The organism is Chitinophaga sp. OAE865, assembly GCF_040546735.1.
Lineage (GTDB): Bacteria > Bacteroidota > Bacteroidia > Chitinophagales > Chitinophagaceae > Chitinophaga > Chitinophaga polysaccharea_A.
The window spans coordinates 2,622,259-2,644,644 of the sequence record NZ_JBEPOF010000001.1 but is presented as its reverse complement, the minus strand read 5'-3'; the positions used below and the strand labels follow the sequence as shown (position 1 = coordinate 2,644,644).

Here is a 22,386-nt window from a genome sequence, read left to right as displayed (position 1 = left end):
CGGGAGTTATATGGCTACCGGTGCTTTGATGGCCGGATGAAACTGGTAATTTTCCAGTTTAAAATCTTCATACTTAAAAGAGAAAATATCTTTGACGTCCGGGTTGATCTTCATTACCGGTAAAGGAAACGGCGTCCGGGTCAGTTGCAGATTGGCCTGTTCCATATGATTGCTGTACAGATGCACATCTCCGAAAGTGTGGATAAAGTCGCCTGCTTCCAGGTCGCATACCTGTGCCATCATCATGGTGAGCAGTGCGTAGGAAGCGATATTGAAAGGCACGCCCAGGAATACATCAGCGCTGCGCTGGTACAGCTGACAGCTGAGCTTACCGCGTGTTTCCCCCTTTGCAGGATCGGCAGGAGTTACGTAAAACTGGAACAGGCAATGACAGGGGCTAAGCGCCATTTCAGACAGTTCGCCCACATTCCATGCATTCACAATAATACGGCGGGAGTCCGGATTGTTCCGGATGGTATTTACCGCTTCGGTGATCTGGTCTATCACTTTGCCGCTACGGGTCTCCCAGCTGCGCCATTGTTTACCGTATACAGGTCCCAGGTCCCCGTTTTCATTGGCCCATTCATCCCAGATGCTCACGCCATGTTCCTTCAGCCATCCTATATTGGTATCTCCCTTTAAAAACCAGAGCAATTCATATATGATTGACTTGAGATGCAGCTTTTTAGTAGTAACCACGGGAAAGCCTTCCTGCAGGTTGAATCTCATCTGGTAGCCAAAACAGCTGGTAGTGCCGGTGCCGGTGCGGTCTGTTTTAACTGCGCCGTTCCGGATAATATGTTGTAATAAAGATAGATACTGCTCCATAAGGCCGCAATTTACGAAGTTTTCCAGTTGAAAAATATAACATAATTAAGGCAAAGAAAAAAAACGGAAGTACACTCAAATTTTCGTAATCTGCCGTAATATTTGCTTACAACAAGATCGGCTTAATGAGAAACTTCTGCCCATCAGAGATGATGATGAAAAACCTGTAGTACCCCTTGTGGCAGAGGATCATAACAAGTTAGTTTATTACAACCAAAATCGGGATCGTAAACCAAAAAAAATCAGCAGCATGATATCATAACCTCGTTTTAATCATCATTCATTATCTAAACCATCACAAGCTATGCTTCTACCAAAATCCAGCTTGCTGGTACTGCTATGCCTATGCAGTACCCTGGCATTATTTGCGCAGCAAAACATCACCGGAAAAATCAGGGATGCCGTGAGCGGTAAGCCCATTCCCGGCGTTACAGTACGTGTTCCCAACACCAATAAGGGAACTATTACGGACACCGATGGCAATTACACACTTTCTGTTGCCACAGGCACCACGAGCCTGACAGTGAGCTATACCGGTTATAAGACAAGAACTGTTAATCTCACACCGGGCAATAATGTGATAAACCTGAGCCTGGAAGAGGATTTCGCCCGCCTTGATGAAATTGTGGTAACCGGCCTTGCCACCAATGTGAAGCGAAGTAACCTCGCCAATGCCGTAGCTACTATTTCTGGCACAGAACTAAACGGGGTAGCGCCTGCACAAACATTTGACGCAGCCCTCAGCGGTAAGGTGCCCGGCGCTATGATAACAGCCAATTCCGGCGCTCCCGGAGGCGGTATTTCCGTAAAAATGCGCGGTATCACTTCCGTATTCGGCAACTCCCAGCCATTATATGTAGTAGATGGTATTTTCTTCAATAACAGCAGTATTCCCGCGGGACTGAACGATGTGACCGGCGCCGCTACTTCGGGCAGCCCCAATAACCAGGACAATCCGTCCAGCCGTATTGCAGACCTCAACCCGGAAGATATTGAAAACATTGAGATCCTGAAAGGCGCTTCCGCTGCCGCTATGTATGGCGCCAAAGCCGCTGCCGGCGTGGTGATCATCACTACTAAAAAAGGTAAATCCGGCAAAACCAGGATCTCCCTCAACCAGGAAACCGGTTTTGTGAAAGTACGGCACCTGATGGGCGTACGCACCTTTACCCCCGAAACAGCCGCCGATCTTGCAGGTACCGCTGATAATCCCGACCCCGTAGTGCAGGCCAAACGCGCCGCTTACAAGGCACAGTTCACCGAAGCGAAGAATGCCGGGAAGATCTATGACTATGAAAAAGAGATCTTCGGGCAAACCGGGCTGGTGCTGAACACCGGGATCTCCCTCAGCGGGGGCGGTGAAAAAACCACCTTCTATCTTTCCGGTAACCGGCGCCAGGAAGACGGTATCGTAAAAGGTACCGGTTACTTTAACAACTCTATCCGGCTGAATGTGGATCACAAGGTAAGCGATCGTGTATCCGTTGGCGTTACTACCAACTATATCAGCTCTTCTGCCGACAGGGGGCTTACTAATAACGATAACAATGGCGTTTCCCTTGGTGTAGCACTGTCGTCCACACCGGATTTTGTGAACCTGTTCCCTAATTCACTGGGTGAGTATCCACGCAATGCTTTTGCCAGTTCTAACCCGCTGGAAACACGCGACAATATGATCAACAACGAAAAGACCAACCGCTTTGTAGGTGGGGGTAACATCGAAATACGCCTGCAGCAGAGCGACCGCTCCACTACCCGGCTGGTAGGACGCGGCGGTGTTGATTACTTCAATTTTAAAACAGCAGCATTATTCCCGCGCAACCTTCAATTTGAAGAAAACGGGCAGCAGGGCCATTCTATCCAGGGTAATACCAATAACACCAACACTAATATCGGTGGGTTTATAGTGAACACATTTACTCCAAATAATAACCTCAGTTTAACCAGTACTGCCGGCGCCACGCTGGAAACCGGCTACCTGGATAACATTGTTACCGTTGCCACCAACCTGGTATCCGGACAAAGCAACCTCGATGCCAGCGCCAACACTACTACCCGGCAATTCCGCCAGAAGTACCGCGACAATGGGATTTTCATACAGGAAGACCTTTCCCTCATCGATGCCATTACCTTCAGCGCCGGCGTGCGTTTCGACCGGTCTACCAACAACGGTGAATACCTGAAATATTATGTTTTCCCGAAAGGATCCATTTCCTGGAACATTGCCAAAATGGATTTCTGGAAGGTAGCTGGTGTGGATAACCTCAAGCTGCGGGCTGCCTACGGCCAGTCGGGCAACGTGCCTCCCTATGGCAGTAAATTTACCCAGATGCTGGGAAGCAATATCGGCGGATTCCCCGGCGTACTGGTGGAAAACCTGCAAGGCAATCCCGACATCAAACCCGAACGACAGGCCGAATTTGAAACAGGCCTCGATGTAAGTGTACTCAACGGCCGCATCAATCTTGAAGCCACTTACTATAACAAGAAAATTTATGACGTGTTGCTTCGACACTCGCTGCCGGCATCTTCCGGTTATGCCACTGAATGGAAAAACAGCGGCGACCTGAGAAACCAGGGAATAGAGCTGGGCTTAAACCTGGTACCGGTGAATCAGCCCAATGTGCGCTGGAACAGCAGTATCAACTGGTGGCGTAACCGGTCTAAAGTCACCAAGCTGATCATTCCTCCATATGCCATTGGCGCCTTTGGTAATTCGCTCGGTACTTTTTACCTGGAAGAAGGACGACCGGCTACGCAGATAAAAGGTACCGTAGGCGATGAGCTGAAGCTGATCGGGAATGCAGAACCGGATTTCCAGATGAGCTTCTTCAACGAACTGACCGTGTTTAAAAACTTCTCGCTGCGTTTCCTCATTCACTGGAAAAAAGGCGGCGACAATATTAACCTCACACAGCTGCTCACTGATCTTGGCGCTACTTCCTTCGACTTTGATGATGAGATGAAAGGCACTAAAGCCGGGCTCTACCGCCCCGGAGCCGGCGATGCTTCTATTTATGTACAGGACGCTTCGTATGTACGTATCCGTGAGATAGGCATTTATTATAACATGCCAATAAAAAATACATCCGTGCTGAAAGGGATCCGTGTTGGTGTATCTGCCAATAATTTCTTTACCTGGACAAAGTACGTGGGTTATGATCCGGAAGTATCCAACTTCGGAAGCAATACCATCACTACCGCTCAAACCCGCGGCAGTAACGGTTTATCAACAGGGGTAGACGTTATGCCGTTCCCTGCATCCAAAAGGGCCAGCTTTCATGTTGGCGTTGATTTCTGATCATTTTCCATCTGCTTAAAACAATACATATGAAAAAGTATCTTCCAATAATAGCGATCGCTCTTTTACTGCTGGTGATCAACGCCTGCCAGAAAGGAGAAATCAATAGTCTCAATACGCCTGTAGTAACGGGCATCACCACAGACCCTTCCAGAAGCGACCTGTTCAACCTGGTAACCGGCGCGGAATCCGGTATGCGCAACAGTCTTTCCGCCTACCTGGATGGTACCGGTATTATAGGCCGTGAAATTTACCGTTTCTCCGGTGCGGAGCCCAGGTATACCACCGACCTGCTGGGTGGTGGCAGCAAAGTGCTGGACAATAATACATTCTACATTACCAACCCCTGGTCGGCCAGGTACCAGGTAGCAAGACAGTGTTTCATTTTGCTTGATGCCATCGGCAACACCCGCCCGGAAGTAGCTTCAGATATACAAAAGAAGGCTTTTACCGGGTTCGCCAAAACGCTGATAGGTTACCAGTTGTTGCTGAATCTTAACATGACGAATACCAATGGCGTGCGTATACCCGTAGCTAATGGCGCCACACTTGGACCGGTTATCACCAATACCGCCGAGGTGCTGGATTCTATACTGAAATTCCTGAACGACGGGAAAGCTGATCTTACCGGATCGGAAGTTATTTTTCCTTTGTCCGACGGGTTCCTGGGATTTAAAACTACCGCCGGCCTGCTTAAATTTAACCGGGCCATTGCGGCCAGGGTTTATACTTACCGGCAGCAGTGGGCCAATGCACTGTCTGCGCTCAACGAATCATTCTTTGACCTGAATGGCCCGTTGAACAATGGTATCTATCATTATTTTTCTACAAATGGCGGTGACCTTGCCAATACTATGTACCTGCCGCCCAACGGCAACGGGGAAATAAGAGTTTCGCATCCTTCCTTTGCCACGAATATTATACCGGGCGACGACCGTATCACTAAAACAGCATTGCGGGACGATCCTGCCAGCCAGGGCGGTTTAACCGGCAACCGTGATGTAATTGTATGGAGCTCATTGAATGCGCCTATCAGCATTATCAGGAACGAAGAACTGGTACTGATATATGCAGAAGCGAAAATACAGACCAATGCAATACCCGATGCGATAGTAGCCCTCAACCGCATCCGGACCGCGCATAATCTCACTCCATATGCCGGCGCGGTCAACAAAGATGCGCTGATCAATGAGTTACTGTATAACAGGCGGTATTCCCTTTTTATGGAAGGGCATCGATGGGTGGATTTAAGGAGGTATAACCGGCTGAATACTTTGCCGAAAGACCGGGTAGATGATGATGTGTGGACCCAATACCCACTGCCACAAAGTGAAAGCAATCAATAACCGGGAAACCGGGAATATTTAGCATCGGCTACTAACGCTCAATTTAACCGGGATCCCGGATCCCGGTTAAATTAAGCGTTTTTTCTTTTCGCCCCTTATGCCATTGCCCTTCTTTTCATTTCTTTCCTGATCAGTGCCAGTTCCCGGCCCATTTGCCCGGCGATGGAAGTATTTTCCTGCGCCCTGCGGATCAGGTAAGGCATTACATCTTTTACCGGGCCGTATGGCAGGTATTTACATACGTTGTAACCAGCATGTGCCAGGTTAAAGGTGATGTTATCGCTCATACCCAGCAGTTGTGAAAAACTCACATGCGGATGATTATGCGGCAGTCCTTTTTCGTGGAGTAGTTTTGCTGCAAACATGCAGCTGTTCTCGTTATGCGTACCAATAAAAACAGCGAGTTTATCAAGACGGTCGATACAGAACTTTACAGCAGCATCATAGTCTTTATCAGTAGCCGCTTTACCCGGTTGAATAGGTGTAGGATAATTATTTTCTGCCGCGCGTTTGTTCTCTTTTTCCATGTAAGCGCCACGTACCAGTTTAGCGCCCAGCAGGTAGCCTTCCTTCACCGCTTTCTCCAGGGATACCTGCAGGAAGGGATAACGGTCGTGGCAGTACATCTGGAAGGTATTATATACAATTACTTTCTCTTTGTTGAATAAAGACATCATCTCATCCGTGAGGGCGTCTACCGGGTCCTGGATCCATGATTCCTCTGCATCTACGAGGATGGCTACATTATGGCGTGCGCCGGCTTCTGCAATGGCATGTACGCGATTACGCACACGGGTATATTCCTGTTGCTCTTCAGCCGTTAAGATTTCCTTGCGGTGTATTTTTTCCAGCAGCTCGAACCGGGCGAAGCCGGTAATTTTTATAGCGATAAAGGGAATATCAGGACGGGAGGCAGCATACTGGATAGCGCGGATGAATTCAGGAACAGCGGCATCGTAGCTTTCTTCTCCTTCCATGGCTTCCACCCCGTAATCCAACGCTACCCCTACGTGGTAATTGCCCAATTGCAGGGCGGTAGCTGCAGCTTCTTCCAGGGTTTCACCGCCGCAGAACTGTGAGAAAATGGTGCTCTTTATAATGCCTTTAATGGGTAGCCCCAGTTTAAAAGCGATCGGTGTCATCACTGCACCCAGTTTTACCAGCCAGGGTTTCCCGATATTACTAAAGAGAAAATTGGCTTTTTTCAGTGCTTTGTCGGTCTTTGCCTCAAATGCGATAGCGGTATTATCAAACGATAAAGGTAGCTGCTTTTCCATGGGCCGCAAAGTTAGGGTGCGCCCGGCTTCTAAACAAAAATCATTATAATATCAGCATATCTTTTTAACAGCGTTAACAGATATTGTCTATTGCTTCTCAGAAATTGTTTAAGCATACCCGTTTACCGCTGTTTATTTTATTACTTTTAGGTCTTTTTAGATACATACAAAATTCCCGGAATATGCGATTTAAACCTGATACTATTTCCCGCCGTTTTCCCCGCTGTTGTGTGCTGGCATTGATGCTGACAGGCGGAATAGTGATCACCGGCTGCAGTACCAACACAAAGGCGCCGGAAAATACACCTGTAAACCTTAAAACCCCGGGTATCGGATACCAGACCTATAAGGGCACTACCGGCAGGCGTACTTCTGTTACGCTGCCAGACAGTTCCCATGTAATACTTAATTCCGCTTCTGTACTGGAAGTGCCGGCCAATTACCTGCAGGGCAACCGGTCGGTGATCCTGGATGGTGATGCGTTCTTTACCGTTGTTCCATCTACCGATACATTTACTGTTACCAGCGATAAACTACGGGCTACCGTATTAGGCACCGCTTTTAAAATGCGTTCCTTTGCCAGCCAGCATGGCGCTACAGTATACCTGCTCAACGGGAAGATCCGCGTAGGAAAATCCTATCACTCCCCTACCGACAATCAGCCGGAAATACTGGAACGCGGGCAGATGATCCTGGCTAATAACGAAATTGACCTGATGGAAAAAGAAACCTATCACCCGGAGGAACTGGAAACATGGTTATCTGATACTTTGCGGATCAGCAATACCAATCCTATGGCCTTATCGCGTACACTGGAAGAATGGTTTGGCGTAGAAGTGGAAATGAAGGGAGATGCATCCAAAGCACCGGTAATTACGGACGCCGCTTTCTTTCATGCCACGCTGGAAGACGTGCTGAACAACCTGAGCGGGCAACAGCATTTCAAATATAAGATCAGCGATAATAAAGTAGTGATTACATTTTAGTATACCCTTCACCGTTAGTGAGGCTGCGCAAAGGTTGCCTGATCCGGGATTATGATGATTATATTTTTTTGATTTATAAGGGATGCAGACTTTAATGCTGCTTTTTACTTTGCGATGAAAGCGGATTTTTCTTTCCTGATAATAGTGGATAGGGATTGTTCTTTGGGATAAAAGCAGATCAGGATTTTATTTTCCTGTTAAAGGAAAAGATAGCTGCATCGTGGTCTTTTTTTCCTTGTATAAGGTTGGTAATGATATTGGCGGCAATCTGGGCGAAAGTGATGCCGTTGCCTCCAAAACCGAGTGCAAAAAAAGTATGTGGCATGGGGGCAAAAGGCCCGATAAAGGGCAGTCCGTCGGCAGTAGCGCCAAAGGTGCCGGTCCATTTAAACTCCGGGTGAAAACGCAGCCCGGGAAATTTTTTGCGGAAATCCTTTTCCAGTTGTTTTGCTTTATGATGAATCAGCTTATCGCGGCGGCCGGGATTATAATAAGGCTCATCCCTTCCTCCTACCAGTATGCGGTGATCGCTGGTGATGCGCATATAGAGATACGGGAATTTTGTTTCCCAGATGAGACAGTCCTGGTACCATTGCTCCACTGCATGATTGGGCTCACTTGCTATCACATAGGTAGATGTTAACTTCAGCAAAGGGATGTTGAGATACTGCAAAGCTTCATAGCCCGTAGCAATTACCAGGTAACGCGCAGAGATGCGATATCCCTGCGAGGTGGTCAGCACTACACTGCGGGGCCTGAAATCAATATCTGTAACAGCGGTGCGGTCGAACACCTGTGCGCCATGTTTGAGGTTGTGCTGATGCAGTGCATGCGTGAGCATATATGCATCTGTTTGTGCTGCTGTATAGGAATAGATAGCTGCCGGGGCATTGAAATCCATTTTTGCCTTTATTGTTGCCGCGTCCCACCAATCCATTTTAAGCCCCAGCTCCAGGCGGGCTTCCGCTTCCTCCGATAACTTTTTTACATCTTTCCCGTAGGAAGCCAGGTACAGGCTGTGTTTCTTTTCAAAATGCGGAAAATGCAGGGCTTTGCAGGTGTTTTCCAGTTCACCGATAGAAGCGGCGCACAGCTCATAAGCCCTGTTGGCATTGGATATACCAGCTTTCATGCGCAGCTCCGACAAAGGCGTATCAATTTCATACTGCAGCAGCGAGGTGCTGGCAGCAGTGCTTCCCAGGCCAATAGTACGGGCATCGGCCACCACGCAGGGAATGCCGGCCTTTGTTAATGCGTAGGCGGTTAATGCCCCTGAAATCCCACCGCCTATCACGGCCACGTGCGTACGAATATCCTGTTCCTGCCAGGGATAATTATATGGCAGGCCGTTACGGATAAGTGAATAAGGGTAACCTGACTGAAGATCCATAGTACCGAATTTACAAAAGCTGCACCAAAGAAATTCGTATCTTCTGTAAGCAAAAATAAACTGTCATGAAAACACTAACTTTCCTTACCGGCTGTTTGCTGATGGCTGTGAGCGCTTTTTCTCAAACTGCACCCTGCTGCCATACAGATGCCATCACCGAGTTTGCAGCACTTGCCAGTCATGAAGAATTCCGCATGGCTCATAAAGATCCGCTGCCGTACACCTACCAGGGCACTACTGGTACAGCCATCACTTTTCCCGCTGCAGACGGAACACCTGCACATGGTTTCCTGTTCAAAGCCAAAACCACTTCCGGTAAATACCTCCTGGTGTACCAGGAGTGGTATGGGCTGAACGACTATATAAAAAAACAATCCGAGCAGCTGTATAATGATCTGGAAGGAAAAGTAAATGTACTGGCGGTGGATATGTATGATCAGAAGGTAGCCACCAACCGGGAAGATGCGGCAAAACTGATGCAGGGGGCCTCCAGGGAAAGATTGCAGGCCATCATGCAGGGCGCTATCAACTATGCGGGAAAAACAGCCGAAATAGCCTCCATAGGCTGGTGCTTCGGTGGTGGGCTGTCGTTGCAGTCAGGGTTACTGGCAGGGGCGCAGAATAAGGGCGTAGTAATGTATTACGGCATGCCCGAAAAGGACGTCAGCAAACTGAAAACTTTACACGGACCGGTACTGGGTATTTTCGGCAATAAAGACCAGGGCATTAACCCACAGGTAGTAGACGAGTTTGAGAAGAACATGCGGGCGGCAGGTAAAACGCTGACGGTTAAACGTTATGATGCAGCTCATGGCTTTGCCAATCCCAGCAATCCTATTTTCGATAGTGCCGCTACTGCAGATGCGTACGGATATGTGATTCCTTTCCTGAAAAAAGCATTTTCATTGTAAATGAAACGGCGCCCAAAAGTATGCTTTGGGGGCGCCGTTTTTTATGCTTTTATTGTTTTACCAGGACAGGTACCTGCAGTCTTTCTGAAAAAGGCTGAATTGCTTTGTAAGCAAAGCTGTTGGGTTGGCAAAATACAATTGGGGCTGACCCAAAAGCATTCTTTTGCTTTCTGGTCAGCCCCAATTATTATTTATTTACCACCCAGTCGTACCAGCAGCTCTTTTGTTTTCCTGATACCTTCTTCTTCAGATAATTTCTCACCTTCATACTCAATTCCCATGAAACCATTAAAGCCGGCATCCTTTACTGTTTTCAGGATGCGGACATAGTCGATGGTAGTTTCGTTGCCATTGGCATCAAAGTCGTACGTTTTTGCGCTCACACCTTTAGCAAAAGGCATCAGTTCCGCCACTCCTTTGTAGCGGTCATATTCCTCCAGGCAGGTGGTTTTTGCCCATGCTTCCGGTGTATTGGCTTCCGGCTTGCTCCTTTTGATACAGAAGTTGCCCAGATCAGGCAGAGTGCCACAGTTGGGCATATTCACGGTTTTCATTACCCCGCTCAGCCATTCCCCGTTGGAAGACATACCACCATGGTTTTCCACGATCACGTTGATGCCATGTTCCTTACCAAAGGTGGCCAGTTTGGTGAGGCCATCGGCAGCCGCTTTGGCTACTTCTTCCGGCGAGCCTTCTCCTGCTGCATTTACACGGATAGCATGACAGCCAAGGAATTTAGCTGCTTCCACCCACTTGTAATGATTTTCTACCGCCTGCATTCTTTTCTTCACATCCAGGTCGCCCATTTCGCCTTCGCCATCGCACATAATAAGTACGCTGCGAACGCCCAGGTCATCGGCACGTTTTTTCATTTCTGCAAGATAGGCCTGGTCCTTTGCTTTGTCTTTAAAGAACTGGTTCACGTATTCAATACCTTCGATACCGAATTCGTTCTTTGCACGGGAAGCGAAATCAAGATGGTTCATTTTACCGGCAAACAATGCTTTATGGAACGACCATTCCGCCAGCGAAATTTTAAAGAAAAGTTCTTGTGCAGCGGTTTCCCCGGGTTTAGCGGCGGCAGCACTGTCACTTTCAGTTTTAGTGGATTTGCCGTTATTACAGGCTGCCAGTATAGCGGGCAGCATCCCCATTCCCATTGTGTACACTCCCATTTGACGCAGAAACTGCCTGCGGTTATTAACGTTACTCATATACGTGGGTTTTAAAGTTCATGCTTCTAAAATATTCATTTACACGGCGGAAAGCAAGTTTAAACGTATAAAATTTTAAGGGAGATGAAAAAAGATTGTTGCTGTTTTGCCCCGGTCTCCGGAAGATGTTGTTGGAAGCGCCACAAAGCTACTCAAAAGGGATTTGCGGGAAAAGCCCGTAACGGCCCGCTGCTACAGCTGCGGCAGCCTTGAGCGCCGTATTATAAGCAGCAGGTACCTGGCTGTTGTGACTAAAAAGGAGGCGGTATTGTTCCGCATACTGCGGATAATGTTGCTGTACCGCCTGCATTACCAGCTGTTTGCTATCGGCTGCTTCTTCTCCCCATAAGGTAATGGAAGCTGGAAACACATAGCGCGCGCCGTGCTCATGAAAAGCAGCGTATAGCCGTGATAGTTGCTCCGGCCTGTCGCTGATAAATGGCAGGAGCGGCATTAGGCTCACACCGGTCATAAAGCCTTCATTAGCACATGATTTCAGGGCCAGCAGCCGTTGCGCCGGATCGGGAGCCCCGGGCTCAAACTGCCTGCCCACTACAGGGTCGATGGTACTAAACGAGAAAGTGATCATGGCCTTATGCTTGTAGGAAGCCATATCTGGTGGCAGCAGGGCCTGTTCATTGATTTGCCGGAGCAGGTCGAGATCGCGCAATACCAGCGGGGAGCGGGTAATGATATGCACCGGGAAGCGGTATTCCAGGAGCAGCTCCAGGATGCCGCGGGTGAGCATCTCCTTTTCTTCCAGTGGAAGATAAGCATCTGTTGCAGACGAAAGCACAACGAAGCCCTGTTGCTGTTTACGCGCCCTGGCGGCCAGCTGCCGGCGAAGAATAGCCAGTGCATTTTCTTTCACCGATAGCTTTTCTGCCATATTGATGCCGTACTTGCTGCCGCGGATATAACAGTACAAACAGTTGAAAGCACAGCCACTGAATGGATTGATGGTATAATCATCCAGGAACCAGGGATCCCGTTGCTTTGTTCTGTTCAGTAATGAGGTAACCGTTATATACCTGGGCATATGTAAAGTTATATACCGAAGATCAGGATTTTATTTTTATGTTATATCAGCTGCCAGTACAGTAAGGATCCCCTGTACTACGGCTTCATGCCGCATGATACGGAAATGGCCGTCGCCCGTAATGCGGAGCGATTGTATAGCGGGGTATTGTTGCAGATAGTCATCTATTTCTGCGGCTTTAGCCAGTGTATCTGTGGTATCGTAAGCCATCCAGATCTTATCGGCTTTGATACTATTGATATACCGGTGCAGGTCCATGTCAGCGAGATCTTCTTTTAACCGTTGCCGGATGAGCTGTTGCAGCACCGGCATTACCACGGGATGGATACGGAAAAGCCGGAGCGCTTCATTGAAGAATACGGGAGCGCTGAGCGCGGTGCTGAGCATCAGCAGGCGTGGCACATGCACCTCTTTGCGGGCAAGCGTAAGTGCAGCATTGAGGCCACCGAACGAGTGGCCAACAATAGCATGCAGCGGACCTTCCTGCTGCATTACCTGTTCCAGCACGTGCATCCATTGTACCAGGTTGGTACGTTTGCCACCGGAGAGGCCATGTGCCGGTGCATCGTAGGCTACTACCTGGTAGTCCTGTGCCACCAGCAAGGTGATGAGTTGCTTAAAGTGGAGCGGGCTGCCGCCCCAGCCATGCAGCAACAGTACTTTCGGACCGGTGGTTCCCCAGTGGTAGGTGGTTACTTTCAGTGGCGCATTATCAAATGGGTAACTGGTTAGCTGGAGTTGCTGTATCAGGGCCTGATCGCGAAACTGCTGGTGTACCGGCCGGAGCTTCAGTGCAGGAGGTGTACAATACAGCCGGTAAAACAGCTTTGCCGTGGTAACCGGGAACGGACGGCTCATGGCGGACAAAATCGCGCCGGTCATCCGCAGTGATAATGGTAAAACCTGGTGTTGCATTTTAGACCGATTGGTTTATTTTAAGGAATAAAAAAAGTCAGCGGCTATGCAGCCTGATTTCCTCTCTCAGCGCATCCAATACTACCAACATCTGTTTATTGTGTCCGAGTATACTGCTCATAAGAATAGCACCTTCCAGCATGGCAAACATACGGATAGCGAACTTGCGCTCATCCCAGTCTGGTTTGAATTCGCCGTGTTCCTTCCCGTACTGCACCATTTTAGCGATACGCGACTGGTAATAGAGCGCCAGTTCGCTCACTTTCTTTTTCAGCCCGGGATTAGTATCGTCTGCCTCTACACCGAAGTTGAGCATTGGGCAGCCGCCAGCCACTTTCTGCTCCCTCGGAAAACGGGCATAATATTGGAACAACGCTTCAAACTTCCCGGCGGAAGTATTGGCCGTAGCTGTTACCTGCCGCAGGTTCAGTTTTTCCTCTTCGGCGATATAATCAAACACTTCCATTACTATTTCCTCCTTGGAGGCGAAATTCCCGTACACGCCTCCCTTGGCCAGTTTCGTGGCCTTCAGGATATCGCTGATAGAAGTTCCTGCCACTCCTTTTTTGTTAAAAATAGGAGCGGCTTTTTCTATGATAAACTGACGCGTTTTTTCTGCTTTCCCCATATGGTGTACAAATTAGACCAATTGGTCCATTTTGACAAATATATTTTGCGGATTTTGTCTGACACAGGATTATGATGATTTTATTTTTTTGTTTTGTGGGATTTGATCTGAGCGGAGGTTGTCTGACTCAGGATTATGATGATTAGGCTGATTACGCTGATTTTATTTTTCTGATTTTGTTTTTGTTGGATTTTTACTTCTTGATTATATCTGATTTCTTTTTTCAAGAACTACATTAATGGAAGAAAGAAGCCAAACATGCTTCTTTCCTCCATTATCTTGTACACCCTATAAAAAATTAAAGTAGTATAACCAGAGCAGGCAATCTCTTATAAGATAAACTTCGCAAAAACAAAATCAGAAAAATAAAATCAGCGTAATCAGCCTAATCAGCCTAATCATCATAATCCTGAGTCAGACAAAATCCGCTAATATCAAAAATTGAAAAGGCGTTCAATCGCAGGCGCATACGCGGCGCCTATAGGAATAGGAATGTTTTTGATGTAAAGAGAATTGCGATCGGCCCGTTCGATTTTGTTATTAGCTACAATATAGGAGCGGTGCACACGGGTGAAAGAACCTATAGGCAGCAGGTCTACCGCCTCCTGCATGGAGAGACGGGAAATGAGCTTGCGGTCAGTAAGGATGAAGTTAACATAGTTACCGGCGCTTTCCAGGTAAAGGATATCATCCAGCACAATGCGGAATTGCTCGTACCCGCTTTTCACGAAAATATAATCAGGTTGTTCTTTAGTGACGGGGGCTCCGTTTTGCTGCTTTAACTGCAAGAGGTTATTAGCCTTATTGCACGCCTTCATAAAACGAATGAGGGAAAAGGGTTTGAGCAGATAATCGATCGCATCCAGCTCAAAGCTTTTCACTGCATGTTCGGAGTAGGCGGTAGTAAAAACAGTCATAGGAGGATGAGGCAGGCTGGACAAAAAATCCAGCCCGGAGATATCCGGCATTTTAATATCCAGGAACAGCAGGTCTACCTTTTCTTTGCTGAGAAAATCGATCGCTTCAAAAGCATTGGTAAAAAACCCTTTCATTTCCAGGAAGGGCACCCTGGCAGCGTGATTCCTGATAACAGCCAGCGCCACGGGTTCATCATCTATCGCAATAGCAGTCATTTATGGCTATTTTATTTGTAAGCAATACAGGGATTAACTGATTTTACCTAACAACAATCTCCTGGCCTGTTGCCAGAGGTTTTGGTATTGTCCGTTCTCCCGGTTCTTCCACTCTTTCACGAGGGCTTCAGCCTGTTCCCGGCGCAGGTCGCGGGTAGATTCAAAGAGATGGTCCACCGTCTCCTTATCGGCGGCCAGTGCGGCAGCCTGGTAATGTTCCATCAGCTCTTTGCCGGTATCTGTTTGCAGCTGTGCCGAAGTTACTCCCTGTGCGGTGGCCGCTGCCAGCTTTTCATCATACTCTCCTTTAGGCATCAGTATTTTACTGAGCAAGGGCATTACTTCAATAAGGGTGATGATAAATACTATGAGGCGGTAGCGTTGTTTTACCGGTGGATGTGTTTCGGTGAGCTCGTTCAGGGCTTCGATCTGCGCCAGGAAGCCATTGGTAAGTGTGCCAACGTATACGGCTTCCTTGAGGCTGTCGACTGTATGCATATGTGCTATCTGTGCCTGCAGCTGTTGCTGTTGTGGCTCCCAGGCCCTTTGCATGGCCTGCAGTTCTTCTTCGGATTTGAGGTAGGCCGATTTCTTCACCCGTGCAATGTCCGACTCCCCTATTCTGCCGGAGCCGCCGGTGCCGTCGGTTTCCTTTATATAGCCATCTTTATACACTTTCATTTCCGCCGTTTTTTGCGCCAGCTGCTGTTTGCCCTGGTCAAGGGATTGTTGAAGGGCGGACATCTGGCCGGCATTGAGCTTCACCAATTGCGCCCGGTAAGCATCGAGCTTTGCCTGCTTTCCAAGTTCCAGCTGGGTATCAATATCTTTCTTAAACAACATTAATACCACGGGCTGTGAAATAAACAAACCTATAGTAACGGCCAGAACTAAACGAAAAATAACCGGCATTACTTTTATACCGCCGTTGGTACGCGACATCGCTGCTATGAGGGTACGGTCGACCGACAAAATAGCGAAGCCGAAAAACAGCGCCAGGCCTGCTACTATCATATCATCGTTCACGATGGTGGAAAAGAAATAACCCCACGACAATGTAGCAAACATCCACGTAACCAATACAGAAACGCCAATGATCCGGTAGCGCTCTTTCTCTGTCTTACATTCCTGTAATACATCAGCATCGGCGGCGGCCAGCCACCATAAAAAGCGCGTCATGCCATCAGGCCCCTGTACCACTTCTTCTTCTTTTTTCATTTACTTACTTATTAACATCAATAGTCAGATGGATAAAAAATTCAGTAGCCGTTTGACGGATACTCAGCTCGTGCCGGTGAGGATACAATAAATTTAGTCTTTCTTTTACATTATTCAAACCAATCCCCATACCCTCTCTTTCGGGGTCATTTTCAGGGCGGGGATGCACGCTGTTATACACATCGAAGAAAACCTGCTCCGGCGTACAGCTGAGGGAAATTACGATACGGGAACGATGCCTCAGGCTGATACCGTGTTTAAACGCATTTTCCACAAAGGGGATCAGCAGCATCGGCGCAATTTCATGCTGGCATTGGCTTTCATCTATATTTACCTCTATCAGTATATCGGGAGAAGATAAAACGCGCAGACGCTGCAGTGCTATATAATTTTGCAGGTAAGCCACCTCCTTATCAAGTGGAATTTTTTCCAGGTGGTTATCATGTAGCATAAACCGCATCATATCGCCCAGTTTCTGGATGCCTTCGCTGGTACGGGCGGCTTCCTCCTGTAAGGCGGTACCATACAACGTGTTCAGCGCATTGAATAAAAAGTGCGGATTGATCTGTGAACGGAGGAAGTCGAGGTTGGCAGCGGAATGCCCCAATGCTTTTTTCAGGGTAACCACGGTATTCACCTGTTTCTGGCGACTTTTAAACAATAACCAGCAAACCGGCAGCACAATGCCTGTAGAAATACCGATACCTATAAAAGTAAGCGCTGCAAACCAGCCCCCATCGCGGTGTACCAGTGCGCGGCATATCAGCCCCATCATCACGTTACTGGCCAGGATGGTAAAAACAATATCCCGGATCAGCAGTCCTTTATTCCTGTGCCCGTCCTCAAAGTTTGGAAATACCCTGTAACGAAGCACAAAGAACACCATAATCTGTGAGGGGCCGAAGAAAAAGATCAGCAGCGCCATGTCTCTCGAGTCTGAAAAAGACAGGCAAAACAATACCACGAATATGCCGGCAGCCCAGCAGATTTCAGTGAATATCTGCCTGAAGGCCATATCTGCCACAATCCGGGGATACAGCACGCTCACCAGGGCTTTCCGGATATAGTAATAAGCCACGTACAGCACACCCGAAAAAACGGTAGTGATAAAAGCCGTTTTTGCGAAATACATATGCGCTCCCTTTATGGTATCATATACGCCAAACAGGTAACCATTATAGTATGAATTGGCTACCATCATCATCGCAAAATAAAATAACCCCACAGGGATCAGCAGGAACACTCCTCCCACCCACTTTCCCTTTTCAAGGAACTCCGGCACAATCACAAAGTTGACCAGCAGGAAGGTAACGTATACCAGCATTACCCGGCCCATGGAAGGCAGCAGGAAATGGATGTAATAATCGAACACCTGGTGATACCGGGCGAATTTATCGCCATAAATACGCTGCAGCTCAAATACATTGTAAATAATGCTGGGATAAAGGATCGAAAACATCAGCAACACAAAAATGGCTGTCACGATGCCGAATTCAATTTTCTTAAATTGATTCATAAGGTTGATGTATTTATGGCAATAATAGCAATTGTTGGCATGCAGCAGAGGCAAAATGGGATGAAAGTGATGTAATCCGGTATGAAATCGGGTTTGAGCCGAAATACCGCACGTCTGAAAGCATCTCCGGGAAAGTGCTGCAGGAATTTCAGGCGGTCCGGGTAAATCACCGCTGTGTAAATGTAATCCGATGAATATTAGTGTCGGTATGACAGGGATAATTATAATAAATCGACAATGTTTATTATTTTCATCGCCTCAACACGCCTAATATGAGCACTTCCAACAGACGTAAATTTTTAGGAACCGCAGCAGCGCTTGCCGCCGGTACTGCCGCTGCCGCAGCAATCCCCTCAACAAATATGGAAAAGAAATACCCGATTGTGCATCACGTATTCTTCTGGCTGAAGAACCCTGATTCCAAGGAAGACCGCGATAAGCTGGTAGCGGGCGTAAAAACCCTGGCTAAAATAGAAACCGTTCGTGATCTGCGTGTAGGCGTGGTAGCGAGTACCGAAAAACGCGAAGTAGTGGACAACAGCTGGGGCGTATCGGAACTGATTTTTTTCAGTGACCTTGCCGGGCAGGCCACCTATCAGAGTCACCCTATACACCTGGAGTTTATTAAAAACTGCAGCCACTTATGGGAGAAAGTGATCGTTTATGATGCCGTAGAAGTATAAAAAGATATTATGGCTACCGAATACTGGATGAGCGGGCCGGTAGAAAACATACCGGCATTACTGCAACCTGTGGCGCATGCTTTATTGCAGGCCAACCTGGAGATCAACAACCAGCTCCAGGACTTCCCGGAGGCATTGCTATGGGAAAAGCCGGCAGGACTGGCATCGCCGGGATATCACCTTCAGCACGTAACCGGGGTACTTGACCGGTTGTTTACCTACGCCAGGGCAGAGCAGCTCAGCGAGCAGCAGTTCGCCGCCCTGGCGGGCGAAGGCCAGCCAACCGCCACACTCCATCAATTGCTGGATCATTTTGACGCACAGGTGCATCAGGCGCTGATGCAATTGTCTGTTACCCCGGAAAACACCCTGACAGATTTCCGGGGCGTAGGCCGTAAACAACTTCCCTCCACTGTACTGGGACTGTTGTTCCATGCAGCAGAACATACCATGCGGCATACCGGGCAACTGCTGGTGACCACTAAAGTGTTGCTGGCTCAACAGGCCCAGTGAAAATAACGGGCAGGTTACCCTTCATGTAAATCCGGATTTTTTTAATCCGTAAATCTATAAATTAGCCCGATGAAACGCTTCCTCCTCCTTTCGTTCGTGTTGGGTTGTTATACCGGCATGCAGGCACAGCAAACACAGAAACCACCTTTGCATGGTAAAAACTGGATGGCCGTAACCGGCAAACCACTGGCTGCCACCGCCGGCGCTATGATCTTCCAGCAGCACGGCAATGCCGTAGACGCTGCCTGCGCCATGCTGGCCGCTACCTGTACCATGTGGGATGTGCTGAGCTGGGGCGGGGAAACGCAGGCACTGATCTATAACCCTAAAACCGGGAAAGTAATTGCCATCAATGCGCTGGGTGTTGCCCCCACCGGCGCCACACCGGCATTTTATAAAGGAAAGGGATACGACTTTCCGCCTGAATACGGCCCGTTGGCAGCCGTAACGCCAGGAACCGCCGGGGGATTATGCTACATGCTGGCAGAATACGGTACCATGAGCTTAAAACAGGTGCTGGCGCCTGCCATGGAAATGGCGGCCGGTTATCCCATAGAAGCTCAAACTGCGAATAGCATTGAACGCGGGAAAAAATATATTAACCAGTGGCCATACAGTAAAGCTGTTTTCCTCACACATCCCGGGGAAAAAAGAGAAGCCCCGGAAGCCGGGGAAATTTTTGTGCAGAAAGACCTGCTGGCTACCCTCACAAAAATGGTAGAGGCAGAACAGGAAGCGCTGCGTAAGCACAAAAGCAGGAAAGAAGCCATCATGGCAGCATACGACCGGTTCTACAAAGGAGATATTGCCAAAGAATTTGTACGCGGCTGCCAGGAACAGGGTGGCCTGATCACCATGGAAGACCTGGCCCGCTGGAAACCGGTGGAAGAAGAGCCCCTGCATATTAATTACAAGGGCATAGAAGTGTATAAGCTGCAGGAATGGACGCAAGGCCCCATGCTGCTGCAAAGCCTTAATATCCTGGAAAATTTCAACCTGAAATCAATGGGATATAATTCCACTGAATATATCCATACGTTATATCAAACCATGAACCTTACTTTCGCAGACCGTGATTTTTATTATGGCGATCCTGCGTTCAATACCAATCCTGCTATTAAAGGATTGCTGAGCAAGGAATATGCAAAGGCAAGGGCAAAACAGATCAATCTTACGCAGAATGATGCAGCGGCAGGCCCGGGCGATCCGTATCCGTTCATGGGTAAAACCAATCCGTACCTGCACCTGTTACAGGAACGGAAATTGTTGCAGGATACCAGCAGCGGCCGCAAGCCCGGCGGCTTTGTTCCCAAACATGATGCTACGATGCTGATGCCGCAAGGCGATGCAAACCAGGCTTATGCAACCAATAAGATGCTATCAAATACCGCCAACGCAATACAGTCTGACAACCCGTACGCAGCCAATACACCAGACAGCGCCTATATGGACAGGCTGTGGCGCGGCACCACCAGCGTGGAAGCAGCGGATAAAGACGGATGGGTGGTATCTGTCACTCCGAGCGGCGGCTGGCTCCCCGCCTGCATTGCAGGCAAAACCGGTATCGGTATGAGCCAGCGCGCGCAAAGTTTTGTGCTGGATTCCGCTGTATGTCCTTTTAATGTGATTGCTCCCGGCAAACGCCCCAGGGTAACGCTAACGCCTTCCATGGCTTTGAAAGACGGCAAGCCTTTCCTGGCTTTTGGCGTGCAGGGCGGCGATACGCAGGACCAGAACCTGTTACAGTTTTTCCTGAATGTGGTAGAATTTGGAATGACGGTGCAACAGGCTTCTGAAGCGGCGAATATTAATACCAACCAGTTGTGGTTGTCTTTAGGCGGTACTACTATCCAGGACCGTGAGCCTCGTCCCGGAAGCATCCTGCTCAATAACAACACCTCCGAGCAAACACGGAAGGCCCTGGAACAAATGGGTTATCATCTTACTTTCGGAGAGCGTACCAGCGGCCCCATAAACGCCATTTACATAGATCGTGCGCATGGCAGTTTATGGGGCGGCAGCAGTAATCACGGTGAGGATTATGGAATAGGGTGGTAAGAGAATTACCACGCTTCTATGAAGAGAATAAATGGTAAAACAATTTATTCCCTGGTCCATATTTCATGAATGGGATCTCCTTTTGAGCTTTTGCCACTATGATCCCAGTTGTTGCCATTTACACTGCCTTTAAAAGACAATGATGCGCCTACACGGGAGCTGTCGCGGGAAAAGAACTCAATTTTTTCTGTATAGGTACCGTTTTCAAAAGTATAGGTTCCGCCGCCGGAGCCAAAAAACTCTCCTGTTTCCTGGTTAATGGCCACCCATTGAAAACGGGTACCGGTAAGGATCTTCATGGTGCGCCTGGCGCCGTTGGGGATAGGCGTCATTTTTCCATCCCTTTCCCTGGAAGTGATTTGCCAGCTGCCAGCCAGCGGACCAACGCCATCATCAATACGGGTCCATTCCTGTTTTCCCCCGCCGGGACTGCTGGTGATCAGCTGCCCGTTTTCCATGCCTACCGGCACCGTGGTGTTTTGTCCTACCTGCGATGCATTGGCTGTATTGAAATGAATGGTTACATCCACCTGTGTATCACCGGCCTGTTTCCATGAACCGCCATATGAGCTGATGAAGCGCTGACTATCATAATCCGTAACTGTAAACCAGGTGGGAGTGATGAGCAGCACACTGGTTACCTCTCCCGAGGTGGATTTCCAGGCGCCGATGGGTGAGTCTTCTGCCCTGAGAATACCCAGGCAGCAGCAACATAACGTAAATAACAGGAGTAGTTTTTTCATAACGTAACATTTGTTTTCTTAAGATAAGGAAACAAACGCAGTAATTAAGCGGGTTCACCCAGTTTGGTATGTGGGAAATACATGGCTGATACTTAGTCTATACTGCGGATATGCTGTGGGAATACCTGGGAGATACTATGCACGTGCAGTAAAGGTGGACTTGATGCAGGAGTGATATTTATTAGGAACAGGAACGGGCGCCACGACTTTTTATGTACAGATATCTTCGTTTATGATCCCGATGCCCTGGTTTTTATTATATAAAGCGTGCTTATTGCCTACAAAAATGATGCAATTTATAGTGGATGACACAGGGGGCTGCCGGGAGGGCTTCCCGGTATGATTGTTTGTGCGGCGAAAGAGCGGTATTCACTCCAGTTGCCATTCCGTGGCCAGTGGTGTGATGAGGCGAATGCCGCTCTTATTCTCACGATCCATTGAGCGCAACGGCAAACATGTATGCGGAGTATTGTAAGGAAGCTTGTGAAGGCTGGGAATACTATTAATTTTTTTCTTTAATGGGCGGGATGGTATTATGCCAATTATATCTGCTGCCATGAAGCGGCGGTTTCCTGTTGCCTCCTGCCCGTTATATGTTCTTGTTTGCAGCACCAGTATCAGTGTCCCGTTTCCCGGCACCGCAGCTTCCAGTGCGGCACCATTGAAAGGCGTGCTGAGATCAATAAT

General features: G+C 48.3%; 18 protein-coding genes. 7 read left to right on the top strand and 11 right to left on the bottom strand.

All coding sequences use genetic code 11. The annotated features are described in order from the left end of the window. Positions 1-6: 6 nt before the first annotated feature. Positions 7-828 carry a thymidylate synthase gene (locus ABIE50_RS10795; protein ID WP_142683231.1) on the bottom strand — a complete coding sequence of 274 codons (822 nt, stop codon included), beginning with the start codon at positions 826-828 and terminating at the stop codon, positions 7-9. A 304-nt stretch (positions 829-1,132) separates the two neighbouring features. Here ABIE50_RS10795 and ABIE50_RS10790 point away from each other — a divergent pair, with 304 nt between their 5' ends. Then, complete coding sequence (locus ABIE50_RS10790) at positions 1,133-4,129, top strand: SusC/RagA family TonB-linked outer membrane protein (RefSeq protein ID WP_209863605.1); 2,997 nt, start codon at positions 1,133-1,135, stop codon at positions 4,127-4,129. 29 nt (positions 4,130-4,158) lie between these two features. After that, positions 4,159-5,475: a RagB/SusD family nutrient uptake outer membrane protein gene (locus tag ABIE50_RS10785; protein ID WP_354027959.1), complete on the top strand. Its 1,317-nt coding sequence runs from the start codon at positions 4,159-4,161 to the stop codon at positions 5,473-5,475. Between the two features lie 95 nt (positions 5,476-5,570). Here the strand turns inward: ABIE50_RS10785 and ABIE50_RS10780 are convergent, their stop codons facing one another. Next, on the bottom strand, positions 5,571-6,752 hold the full coding sequence (locus tag ABIE50_RS10780) for a proline dehydrogenase family protein (RefSeq protein WP_209863608.1): 1,182 nt from the start codon (positions 6,750-6,752) through the stop codon (positions 5,571-5,573). A 182-nt stretch (positions 6,753-6,934) separates the two neighbouring features. On the opposite strand from ABIE50_RS10780, the gene ABIE50_RS10775 reads away from it, so the two are divergent. Continuing rightward, entirely contained in the window at positions 6,935-7,738 is an 804-nt protein-coding gene (locus ABIE50_RS10775) for a FecR family protein (RefSeq protein ID WP_209863611.1), read from the top strand. Positions 7,739-7,916: 178 nt separating this feature from the next. Here ABIE50_RS10775 and ABIE50_RS10770 read toward each other — a convergent pair whose 3' ends face one another. Beyond that, positions 7,917-9,128 carry an NAD(P)/FAD-dependent oxidoreductase gene (locus ABIE50_RS10770; protein WP_209863612.1) on the bottom strand — a complete coding sequence of 404 codons (1,212 nt, stop codon included), beginning with the start codon at positions 9,126-9,128 and terminating at the stop codon, positions 7,917-7,919. A 65-nt stretch (positions 9,129-9,193) separates the two neighbouring features. On the opposite strand from ABIE50_RS10770, the gene ABIE50_RS10765 reads away from it, so the two are divergent. Next, positions 9,194-10,039: a dienelactone hydrolase family protein gene (locus ABIE50_RS10765; RefSeq protein ID WP_209863615.1), complete on the top strand. Its 846-nt coding sequence runs from the start codon at positions 9,194-9,196 to the stop codon at positions 10,037-10,039. A 191-nt stretch (positions 10,040-10,230) separates the two neighbouring features. Here the strand turns inward: ABIE50_RS10765 and ABIE50_RS10760 are convergent, their stop codons facing one another. From ABIE50_RS10760 to ABIE50_RS10730, 7 genes are all read right to left on the bottom strand, one after another. Then, positions 10,231-11,253 carry a sugar phosphate isomerase/epimerase family protein gene (locus ABIE50_RS10760; RefSeq protein WP_209863617.1) on the bottom strand — a complete coding sequence of 341 codons (1,023 nt, stop codon included), beginning with the start codon at positions 11,251-11,253 and terminating at the stop codon, positions 10,231-10,233. Between the two features lie 148 nt (positions 11,254-11,401). Beyond that, the gene (locus ABIE50_RS10755; RefSeq protein WP_209863619.1) at positions 11,402-12,292 is read right to left on the bottom strand and encodes an SPL family radical SAM protein; all 891 of its coding nucleotides are present in this window, start codon (positions 12,290-12,292) and stop codon (positions 11,402-11,404) included. A gap of 36 nt (positions 12,293-12,328) precedes the next feature. Beyond that, complete coding sequence (locus ABIE50_RS10750; protein WP_209863621.1) at positions 12,329-13,207, bottom strand: alpha/beta fold hydrolase; 879 nt, start codon at positions 13,205-13,207, stop codon at positions 12,329-12,331. 37 nt (positions 13,208-13,244) lie between these two features. Continuing rightward, the gene (locus ABIE50_RS10745) at positions 13,245-13,835 is read right to left on the bottom strand and encodes a TetR/AcrR family transcriptional regulator (RefSeq protein WP_209863623.1); all 591 of its coding nucleotides are present in this window, start codon (positions 13,833-13,835) and stop codon (positions 13,245-13,247) included. A gap of 434 nt (positions 13,836-14,269) precedes the next feature. Next, the gene (locus ABIE50_RS10740; protein ID WP_209863625.1) at positions 14,270-14,968 is read right to left on the bottom strand and encodes a LytR/AlgR family response regulator transcription factor; all 699 of its coding nucleotides are present in this window, start codon (positions 14,966-14,968) and stop codon (positions 14,270-14,272) included. 33 nt (positions 14,969-15,001) lie between these two features. Further along, positions 15,002-16,186: a DUF4407 domain-containing protein gene (locus tag ABIE50_RS10735; RefSeq protein WP_209863627.1), complete on the bottom strand. Its 1,185-nt coding sequence runs from the start codon at positions 16,184-16,186 to the stop codon at positions 15,002-15,004. Between the two features lie 4 nt (positions 16,187-16,190). After that, a complete protein-coding gene (locus tag ABIE50_RS10730) occupies positions 16,191-17,702 on the bottom strand; it encodes a sensor histidine kinase (RefSeq protein WP_354027958.1) in 1,512 nt (503 codons plus the stop codon). Between the two features lie 272 nt (positions 17,703-17,974). On the opposite strand from ABIE50_RS10730, the gene ABIE50_RS10725 reads away from it, so the two are divergent. The 3 genes from ABIE50_RS10725 to ABIE50_RS10715 all read left to right on the top strand — a co-directional run bounded on the left by ABIE50_RS10725 (position 17,975) and on the right by ABIE50_RS10715 (position 20,956). Further along, on the top strand, positions 17,975-18,385 hold the full coding sequence (locus ABIE50_RS10725; RefSeq protein ID WP_142683244.1) for a Dabb family protein: 411 nt from the start codon (positions 17,975-17,977) through the stop codon (positions 18,383-18,385). A 9-nt stretch (positions 18,386-18,394) separates the two neighbouring features. Next, positions 18,395-18,898, top strand: coding sequence for a DinB family protein (locus ABIE50_RS10720; RefSeq protein WP_209863629.1), 504 nt, complete (start codon positions 18,395-18,397; stop codon positions 18,896-18,898). 69 nt (positions 18,899-18,967) lie between these two features. Continuing rightward, positions 18,968-20,956, top strand: a complete 1,989-nt coding sequence (locus tag ABIE50_RS10715; RefSeq protein WP_209863631.1) for a gamma-glutamyltransferase family protein — start codon at positions 18,968-18,970, stop codon at positions 20,954-20,956. Between the two features lie 44 nt (positions 20,957-21,000). Here the strand turns inward: ABIE50_RS10715 and ABIE50_RS10710 are convergent, their stop codons facing one another. Continuing rightward, a complete protein-coding gene (locus ABIE50_RS10710) occupies positions 21,001-21,699 on the bottom strand; it encodes a DUF4488 domain-containing protein (RefSeq protein WP_209863634.1) in 699 nt (232 codons plus the stop codon). Between the last annotated feature and the right edge of the window lie 687 nt (positions 21,700-22,386).